The organism is Empedobacter sp. R132-2, assembly GCF_030324375.1.
GTDB classification, from domain to species: domain Bacteria; phylum Bacteroidota; class Bacteroidia; order Flavobacteriales; family Weeksellaceae; genus Empedobacter; species Empedobacter falsenii_B.
On record NZ_JACAGG010000055.1, the window covers coordinates 1 to 9,103 of the forward strand.

The window sequence follows — 9,103 nt, forward strand, 5'->3', positions numbered from 1 at the left end:
CATTCTATAATTGTTCTTAACTTTTCTTCTCTGACTTTCATTTTGTTTGGTTCGGTTTTACTATGTCGTACAACGTTTTGCAGCTTGGCGAAGTGGCGGAAATCGAAGCACAATTGTTCAGTTTTGCACAAAAGTTCAATCGAAGTATTGCCGTTGAATTTAGCACTAAACCCGCCATTTTGCCAAACTGCTGTTATGTGCTGCCCTTTTTTTGTCATTTTGTTATTATTTCTTTTCGTACTTTATTTTATTGTCAAAATGAGTATTCCTGCAATAATTAAAAGTCCACCAACTGCAATTTTCCAAGTGAATTGTTCGTTTAGAAAAAAGAAAGATAGTGCTAATGTTATTATTATGCTTCCTTTGTCTATTAATGCAATTTCTGAAACATTACCAACTTTCATTGCTCTATAATAAAATATCCAAGAAATAGTCGTTGTAAATCCTGATACTGCAAGTAATACAATATCTCGTTTGGTAAGGTTTGCAAAATCTTTAGTGTTGTTGAATACTAAAATATTGAGCCAGATTAAAAAGAACACAAATGATGTTCTCACTGCCAAACCTGTATCGGAAGCTACATTTTTTAAACCTGCCTTTGCTATTACCGATGTTAAACCTGCAAATATCATTGATATTATTGCGAAAATTTGATATAATTTCATTATAGCTGTTTGAAAGGTTTAATTTTTAAAAGTACAAATCGCATCAAAAAGCCGTATGCAATACCCAACAACATTGCTACAATTACATCAGACGGATAATGAACACCATTGTAAATTCTGCTATACGCAACCAAAAACGCCCAAAAAATTAAGACCAATTTTAACCAATTGTATTTTGATGGTAAAAGCAAAATAAGAAATGTGGCTAATCCAAAAGCGTTTGCTGAGTGGGAAGAAATAAAGCCATATTGCCCTCCTTTGCCTGCTTCACTTAAATGTATAAGGTTTTGTAATGATGCTTCGTGTGATGGTCGTAATCTTTTTACTAAATTTTTAATTAGATGAGAAGCAGTCTGGTCACAAAGTGTAATTAATAAAGCAATAGTAGTAAATACGTAAACACTTCTCTTTTTGTATTCACAAATAATAACAATTGCAATAAATAAATAAAATGGCAACCAAAATAGTTTATCACTTGCCCAATACATAATTGGGTCAAAAAAAGTGTTGTGTTTTCCGTTAAGAAAAAGGAACAATTCGGTATCTATATTTTTTAATTGTTCTAACATTTTATTATTTCATTATTAGAGTTAAGCACAATTATTTTCACTTCTTTTAGATTTTCTTGGTTTTGTTCAATAAACGATTTCAGTTTTTCGTGTTGGTCTATAAGTTCTAAACAAACAGGGTTTTTGCTTGGTGGAATTTCTGAAATATTGAAATTTATTTTTTCATTGTTTAAATATCCAGCTTTTGCTGTGAAAATATTGGCTTGTTCAATATTCATTTCTTTTGCTTTTTTTAGCAATTTTTGTCCTAAATTGTTGTTCCAAAATTTTTGCGAAAAGCTTTGATTTTGTGCTTTTTGTCCATAGCGAAAATATATTCTTAATACTGATATGTTGTTATCCATAATATTCATTTTAAAGTTCATTTAATCGTTTCCCTTCGTGATTTGCGTATCGTTGATGCTTGGCTTCTCCAATCATTTGCCTTCCGTAAATACTGTTATGCCCTGAAAGCAAATAAGAAACCACACAAGCAATAGAAACATAAACACCACATTCCGCACCAAACAGTTCAATTGCCATTATGCTACACGCAATAGGTGTGTTGGTTGCACCTGCAAACACAGCTACAAATCCCATTCCTGCTAAAAGTCCTGTTGGTAAAGGAATAAAAAGGCTTAAAGCATTTCCTAATGTTGCTCCAATAAAAAACAATGGTGTAACTTCTCCGCCTTTAAATCCTGCCGAAAGCGTGATGATTGTTAAAATCATTTTTATAGCAAAATCATACGCTGGTAATTGTTGGTCAAAAGATTGAACGATTGTAGGAATACCTAAACCAATATATTTTGTTGTTCCTAAAATTAGAACAAATAAAGCTACGATAATACCACCCACAAAAGGTCTTAATGGTGGATACAAAATATTTGACTTGAAAATATTACCTGTCTTATGAATGACTTTGCTAAAAGTTGAAGCACAAAAGCCAAAGAATATTCCAGCAACAATTGCATAAATAATATTGAGAAAAGAAATATCGGGAATTGAATTGATGTGATAATGTGTGTGTGGAGTTTGCCAAAGTTTTGTTACAATGTCGGCAATTATAGCGGTTATGAATGCAGGGAATAAAGCATTATATCGAATACGACCGATGAGGAAAAATTCTATCGCAAAAACTGCACCTGCAAGCGGTGTTCCAAACACAGAACCAAAACCGCCAGCAACTGCTGATATAATTAAAATTTTTCTGTCAGATGCCGAAAGTTTAAACGGTTTGCTGAATTGGTCAGCAATAGAACCTGCCATTTGTAAAGCGGTGCCTTCACGTCCTGCCGAACCACCAAAAAAATGGGTAGCAATTGTACCAATGTAAACAAACGGTGCCATTCGGAACGGAATAACTTGTTTGGGTTCGTGAATAGTGTCGATGAGTAAATTATTTCCAGCTTCGGCATCTTTGCCAAAATAAAAATAAAGTAAACCAATAAGAAAACCGCCAATTGGCAGTAAGGCAATGAGCCACAAATTATTTTCTCTAAAATCGGTTGCCCAATTCAAGGATTGTAAAAATCCAGCCGAAGCAGAACCAATTAAAACGCCAATAAAAGAACAAATTAATGTCCATTTAAGAATATACGGAAGTGAAGGATATTTTCTGAAAAAGAGTTTAATTTGAAAAACTAACTTTTCGCTGATAGACTTTTGTTTATTTTTAGACATAATTATCCTGATTAAATTGTTATACTTAATTAATCAGGCGTCATCAGCTCTTTAAAGCGGTTGGGTAAGGAAGAACACCATTTCCTTTTTTGTCTGTCGCAAAGATATAATTTTATTTTCATTTTTCAATCTGATGATTGTCGGTTTTTTTGTTAGCGGTCGGTTTGGTAGGGTTGCACATAACGGAAAAGGGCTTTGCGAGGTGCGGGCTACTGCAACTGGAAGTGGAGAGGAGAACCGAACGCTAGCAAAAACTTTTTCCATTTTTTAAAATTACGAAAAAACTAAAAAATGGAAAAGTTTTTTGCGGGTATTTTATGGAATGTTTCTGAGATTTCCTTCAATCCCGCATCTTGCAAAACCCATGTTATCTGCAGCACTTTTAATTCTCGAATTTTGAATCTTTGAACGCTTTTATTATTTCTTTCGTTTCCTCGTTTTCATTTGCATAAACTATCGAAAAATTGGCGTAAAAATCTTTAATTTTAGCAAAATATACTATAAAATGTTGAGAAATATTATTTCCCAAGTCCATAGTTAAATATGATTTATAAAATTTTATATTATCTATTTTTTCGGTTGAATATTTTGTGTCGAATTTTGTTTGTGGATTTGAAATTTTTAAGGCGTCAATCAAAGATTTATTCTGTTCTTCAGCTTTTTTCTTTAAGTCAATATCTTCTTGGTTATTTTCAATTATTGCATAAAAGAAGTTGTAATTTAATCCTTGATATTTAATTTCTTCTGTTTCATTTTTTGCTTTAGAGATTTTTGGATTTTGTTCAACTGTGTTTTTAGCCACAACGATTTGAACAGGTTGCTTATTCAAATTCATATCCTTAAAACTTTCAGGAAAAGAAATTTCCCAACCAATCTTGTTATTGTAATATTTGTTTTTTTGCTGACCAAAAGTCAATATTGTGAAAATTGAAAAAATAATTGATAGTATATGTTTCCCTTTCATTTGCGGTTTTTTTATAGTGTTGCAGATAACGAGCCGAGTATTTGCGAAGAACGGGAGAGAAGTTGAACGAAAGTTCAAGTTCGTCCGTTCAAGCAAATTGCTTGGCTGAAACTAAATTAGATTAAAGTTTTAAGAAAAGCAATTTTGCGAGCGGAAAATATTGACAAAAAAGTTAGCCTTCAGCCCGTTTTTTCGCAAATACTATGTTAGCTGCAGTACGAATTATCTTTCAGAAGGTGTTAATTCGTAAAATTTAATTCGCCCTTTTTCCTCTTTATTAATCATAAACTCTTCTGTTAGTTCAATACTTATGAATTTTCCGTTTTCAGGATTAAAAATCATTATTTCATCACCATCAAATTCAAGTAATCTTTGCCAGTTTTCTATAACTTCTATTTTTTGCATTTTAGTTAAGCCAAAATTATAGTGGTAGGAAAATATAAAAACAAAATTATTTCCAATTTGTTCAAAAAATTCGTTTAAATAATTTACGACTTCTTTTTCTTTATTCAATTCAATTTGTTGAAAAAGATTTCTCTCATATTTATTTTGCGGGTACTTTTCCGCATTTTTAATAAAATTATCGGAGAAATCAAAAGCAAGTATTTCAAAATAATTTTTGCCAATTTCTTCTAATAAAAATTTTGAAAAAATTTCAGATTTTTTATTTCTCTCTATTTCCCAAAATTTTTGCTGTAATCTTGTTGTGCGGTCATTCATATCGTATTGCAGCTAACGTTTGACGGCTTTGCGAAGGAGCGGATTAGAAAGACTAAACTTTCAATTTTGAACTAACTTAAGCAAAACCATTTTTTCTATTTGCTAATTTACATTTTAAAAGCAAATAAAAAATGGTTTTGCGGATTAAATGCACAAACCTTGAATTAACCACTTAACCCGCTCTTTTGCAAAACCGATGTTGGCGGTAGTTTTTTTATCTTATTTTGTGTAGGATTTCTTTCAGTTTGGGTTCAATATTTAGTTCATCAAATAGTTTTTCCGATAAATTTAATGAGTTCTCAAAAGCCAAAACGATGTTTTTGGGATTTAAATCTGATGTTACTTTTTTATACTCTGAATACCAAATCGTGTCAATGTCCTTTTCGAGACTTTTAGTCGGACTTTCCCAATGTTGCGTTTTGCTTGTTCTTGCTCTTATAAGCCAAAGCAAGTATTTCTGCACATTTGATAAACTGTGATGAGCGTGAGCAAATTCTTCTCGTTTAATCAAGTTGCTTGTTGTCAGTACAACATTCAGTAATGATTGGCTTAACCACAAAATATTTTCATTTGTTATTCTTTCGGGCGATTTCGTTTTGATTTGATTAAGCGTTTTCGTTAAAAGTCCATCTTTGTCGGTTAGGTTCATTTGGTCAAAATCGCTAAATTCAACAATTCCGTCCCAAGATTTGATAATTTCAATTTCCTCCGTTTTTAAAAAATGGAATTCTCCTCTGACCATATTCTCGAAAATAGCAACTTCACTTCCATATTCGTTTGTAAAATATAAAGCCAAAGGATGAATTTGATTTACCCATTTTTCTGTCGAGAAATTTTCTTTATTTTTCAAGAAGATGTAAAATTCGATGTCAGAATATTTGTCTCCTTCGTTTTTGGTAAATGAACCATACATAAAAACGGCGGAAACATTTTCGTCTTGTTGAGCTATATATTTTGTTTTGTCAATCATTTGTAACTGTGTCATTTTTCTAATTTTTAAATGTTGATAATAGAAATTTTCACTACTTTTTGAAAGCAATGAAAAAGTTTTACGTTGTTTATTTTGGACAGTTACTTATAGCTTCATCGGATTATACTTTTTTATGTTCAACATTCTGTTTGGTAAAATTACCGCCAACATTGTTTTTTCACGAAACTGATCTAGCTTTTGTTTCGTAAAAAATCACCTATATCTGCATTTCGTAAAATTAAAAACAAATATAATTATTTTTTTGTAAATTAGACACTTACTAAAATAAAATTCATGTATCACGAAGTAATTTGATGTAAAATGTAATAATGAATGTATGGATAGCGAAACAATTCTAAAAACGTTGCAAAATCGATTAAAATTACAACGATATGCAAACAATACCATAAAATCGTATTGTGGTTACACCCAAGTTTTCTTAGAACAGATGGAAAAATACAATAGATTAGATGAAATTCCTATTTCAGAAATCGAATTGTTTATCAATACAAAAGTAATTCAAGAAAATATCAGTGTTTCCTATCAACGTTCTTTGGTTGGAGCAATTAAAAAAGTATTTGAATTAGTTGAAAATCAGAAAATTGAATTAAATTATCTTTATCCAAAACGAAAAGTTAATAAATTACCAACTTTCTTTTCTCAAGAAGAAGTACGAAATTTATTAAATGCAACAGAAAATTTAAAACATAAAGCTATTCTTACCATAATCTATAGCTGTGGATTGCGACTAAGCGAATTGATAAATTTAAAAATTGCAGATATAAAATCGGAAAGTGATTTACTTCTTATTCGTCAAAGTAAAGGTAACAAAGATCGAATAGTAGCTTTGCCAGATAAACTTTTGTTATTATTGAGAGAATACTATAAGGTTTATCAACCTAAAGACTTTTTGTTTGAAGGGGCTAAAGGGAATCAATACAGCGAAAGAAGCGTCCAATTAATTTTAAAAAATGCTATGAGTAAAGCTGGTGTTTTATCAAAAGGCAGCGTACATACTTTAAGACATTCATATGCTACTCATCTTATAAAAAGTGGAATTGATGTACGTGTAGTTCAAGAATTATTAGGTCATAACGACATTAGAACTACCATGATTTATACGCACATTACAGATATTGATAAAAAATCTACACCAAGTCCTTTAGATTTTTTGTGATAATTTGTAAAATATAACATATTATTTTATCTCAACAACCTTCACCACTTCACTTTTCAATACTTTAGTGCCTGCCTCATTATAAGTCTGTTCTACCGTAACTTTAATTCTGTCGTATTGTGGAATTGGAAAGTTTAATAACTCACCAATATTTTTGTACCCGAATGCTTTTGCTAAAAGAGTGATGTGACGGGTTGAGTATTTGTGTCTCTGTGTAGCAGATTCTACATTCCCAACAAAAGATTTAGCAACCCCCATTTTTAAACTGAGTTCATCTTTAGTAAATCCATGTTCCTTCCTAAGATTTTTCACGTGATTTATCAAGTCAAAGTCAAATTGAGTAGTTTCAAAATCAAATAATTTCTTCATTTAATAAAAGTTTTTTATCCAACTTGTTGGATATTGAAATAATATTATTATATTTGTATAAGCGAATTGATAATTAGACTTTTAATAGTCATAATTAAACGATGAATCTCGAGTCAAAACGACCAATTTTACTATCGAGAGTATCGTGAAATCGCTCCATGTCTCAAAAGTTTTGTACTTTCGTATACGGCATGGGCGGTTTTCACATATGCTTTAGATAGTGACTTATTAAATCGAAAGTTTTATAAGTAGGGTTTGGTCGCCCTTGACTCTAAAGTGTGAAGCCGCCTTGCTTTTTTTTGCTAGTATATCTTCATACACGAGAAACATCGTTCCATAAAACCCAACACAAAATGAGAACGAAACAAATTCCATTCATCCGTAAAAAACCACCAGACAAAGTCTGTTCGTTTTAACCATTCTTTTAAAGAACAATTCTCCGTTTTATAACATTTAACGGAACGTAAAGAAAAGGTTCCCCTTTCTTTACTCGCTCTCTATCTGAGCCTCGGTAATGAGACTTTGACAGTTAGGTTATACTCTTTTTTTCGCACATTAAAAGTAAATCCTTTCATATCATTTTCCAAATTTATTGGGGCTACTACCTGATTTAAGTTGTAAGTAATGAGTTATAAGTAATGAGTTAAATGTATGATGTACAGATTAGATGTTAGATATGAGAATTGAGATTTTAGAGTTGTACTATGTAAAAAGTAGAATGTATTATGTATTTGAAAAAGGATTAAAAAAATGTCATATGATTTGGAGGCGAGTGTCAAAAAGTTGAAGAAAATGGTTAAAATGTTTTACTATTTGCGTAGCAAATGATTTAAAACATTCAATGGCTGAAACTTATTTTGAGCGTCGAAAATCAAAGACAAGAGTTTTTTGATTACTTTTTTGCTCTCTTCCCCGAAGAGCATATGAATACCTATAATTAAAATAGATATGCTATGAATAAAAAAGTGATAGAAAGTATTTTACATTCGTTTTTTCCTTGATAAAAAAAAGAACAAAAAAAATCAAGACCGCGATTTTCGACGTTCAATTCCCATTTCACGCACTAAAAAGATTAAATGTTTCGCATACGCTCACTAATCTTTTTTACGCTTGTTTCAATGGATTGAAGCTCGTCTGCAAATCGTATGTCGACTCTAAAATCCGTTGTTAAAAGTGATAACGAATTTGAATATTAAAAAAGGATTAAGAAACTGGCATTAAAACTCTCACGTTAAGAAAATGTTTGAGTGCAACGTTAAAAAGATTTTAGCCCATAGTTTTTTTTTAATCTTTAGTGGAGTGAAAACATTTTTAGTAGAGAGGTTTACGGACAAGAGTTTTTTGATTACTTTTTTGCTCATAAAAAAGTGATAGAAAGTATTTTACATTCGTTTTTTCCTTGATGAAAAAACGAACAAAAAAAATCAAGACCGCGATTTTCGACGTTCAATTCCCATTTCACGCACTAAAAAGATTAAATGTTTCGCATACGCTCACTAATCTTTTTTACGCTTGTTTCAATGGATTGAAGCTCGTCTGCAAATCGTATGTCGACTCTAAAATCCGTTGTTAAAAGTGATAACGAATTTGAATATTAAAAAAGGATTAAGAAACTGGCATTAAAACTCTCACGTTAAGAAAATGTTTGAGTACAACGTTAAAAAGATTTTAGCCCATAGTTTTTTTTAATCTTTAGTGGAGTGAAAACATTTTGAGTAGAGAGGTTTACGGCCAAGAGTTTTTTGATTACTTTTTTGCTCTCTTCCCCGAAGGGCATGTGAATACCTATAATTAAAATAGATATGCTATGAATAAAAAAGTGATAGAAAGATTTCTCAATACCCCGAAATGACATATTGGATACGGTTCTGCACTTCGAATGCCTCAGTGCCCGTTTTAAAAAAGGATTTGAGTATTGAAAAAAGAGTTAAAAATCCGACGATTTAGGATCGAAATGCAATTCAACTCTAAATTATTGGAATAAAAAAGTTGAGGTGTTTGAACGAA

At 31.2% G+C, this 9,103-nt stretch carries 10 protein-coding genes and 1 riboswitch; of the genes, 1 reads left to right on the forward strand and 9 read right to left on the reverse strand.

Annotation, left to right across the window (positions count from 1 at the left end; all coding sequences use genetic code 11):
* The 8 genes from HXZ69_RS14675 to lnu(H) form a co-directional block, all read right to left on the reverse strand.
* Positions 1–218, reverse strand: a 218-nt coding sequence (locus HXZ69_RS14675; protein WP_286496403.1) for a hypothetical protein, incomplete at its 3' end; no start/stop codon positions are given.
* A 24-nt stretch (positions 219–242) separates the two neighbouring features.
* On the reverse strand, positions 243–665 hold the full coding sequence (locus HXZ69_RS14680; RefSeq protein ID WP_286496404.1) for an EamA family transporter: 423 nt from the start codon (positions 663–665) through the stop codon (positions 243–245).
* The gene (locus HXZ69_RS14685; protein ID WP_286496405.1) at positions 665–1,234 is read right to left on the reverse strand and encodes a phosphatase PAP2 family protein; all 570 of its coding nucleotides are present in this window, start codon (positions 1,232–1,234) and stop codon (positions 665–667) included. Before HXZ69_RS14685 ends, HXZ69_RS14680 begins: the two co-directional genes overlap by 1 nt.
* Positions 1,228–1,587, reverse strand: coding sequence for a DUF190 domain-containing protein (locus HXZ69_RS14690; RefSeq protein WP_286496407.1), 360 nt, complete (start codon positions 1,585–1,587; stop codon positions 1,228–1,230). Before HXZ69_RS14690 ends, HXZ69_RS14685 begins: the two co-directional genes overlap by 7 nt.
* Before the next feature lies 1 nt (position 1,588).
* Complete coding sequence (locus tag HXZ69_RS14695; RefSeq protein ID WP_286496409.1) at positions 1,589–2,896, reverse strand: voltage-gated chloride channel family protein; 1,308 nt, start codon at positions 2,894–2,896, stop codon at positions 1,589–1,591.
* Between the two features lie 27 nt (positions 2,897–2,923).
* A riboswitch (Fluoride riboswitch) is annotated at positions 2,924–2,990 on the reverse strand.
* 288 nt (positions 2,991–3,278) lie between these two features.
* A complete protein-coding gene (locus HXZ69_RS14700; RefSeq protein WP_286496410.1) occupies positions 3,279–3,860 on the reverse strand; it encodes a hypothetical protein in 582 nt (193 codons plus the stop codon).
* 222 nt (positions 3,861–4,082) lie between these two features.
* The gene (locus HXZ69_RS14705) at positions 4,083–4,580 is read right to left on the reverse strand and encodes a hypothetical protein (RefSeq protein ID WP_286496411.1); all 498 of its coding nucleotides are present in this window, start codon (positions 4,578–4,580) and stop codon (positions 4,083–4,085) included.
* 214 nt (positions 4,581–4,794) lie between these two features.
* Positions 4,795–5,565 carry a lincosamide nucleotidyltransferase Lnu(H) gene (lnu(H), locus tag HXZ69_RS14710; protein ID WP_064964663.1) on the reverse strand — a complete coding sequence of 257 codons (771 nt, stop codon included), beginning with the start codon at positions 5,563–5,565 and terminating at the stop codon, positions 4,795–4,797.
* A gap of 322 nt (positions 5,566–5,887) precedes the next feature.
* On the opposite strand from lnu(H), the gene HXZ69_RS14715 reads away from it, so the two are divergent.
* Positions 5,888–6,727: a tyrosine-type recombinase/integrase gene (locus HXZ69_RS14715; RefSeq protein ID WP_286496412.1), complete on the forward strand. Its 840-nt coding sequence runs from the start codon at positions 5,888–5,890 to the stop codon at positions 6,725–6,727.
* A 21-nt stretch (positions 6,728–6,748) separates the two neighbouring features.
* On the opposite strand, the gene HXZ69_RS14720 is transcribed toward HXZ69_RS14715, so the two are convergent.
* Positions 6,749–7,096: a helix-turn-helix domain-containing protein gene (locus HXZ69_RS14720; RefSeq protein WP_280050365.1), complete on the reverse strand. Its 348-nt coding sequence runs from the start codon at positions 7,094–7,096 to the stop codon at positions 6,749–6,751.
* Positions 7,097–9,103: the final 2,007 nt, after the last annotated feature.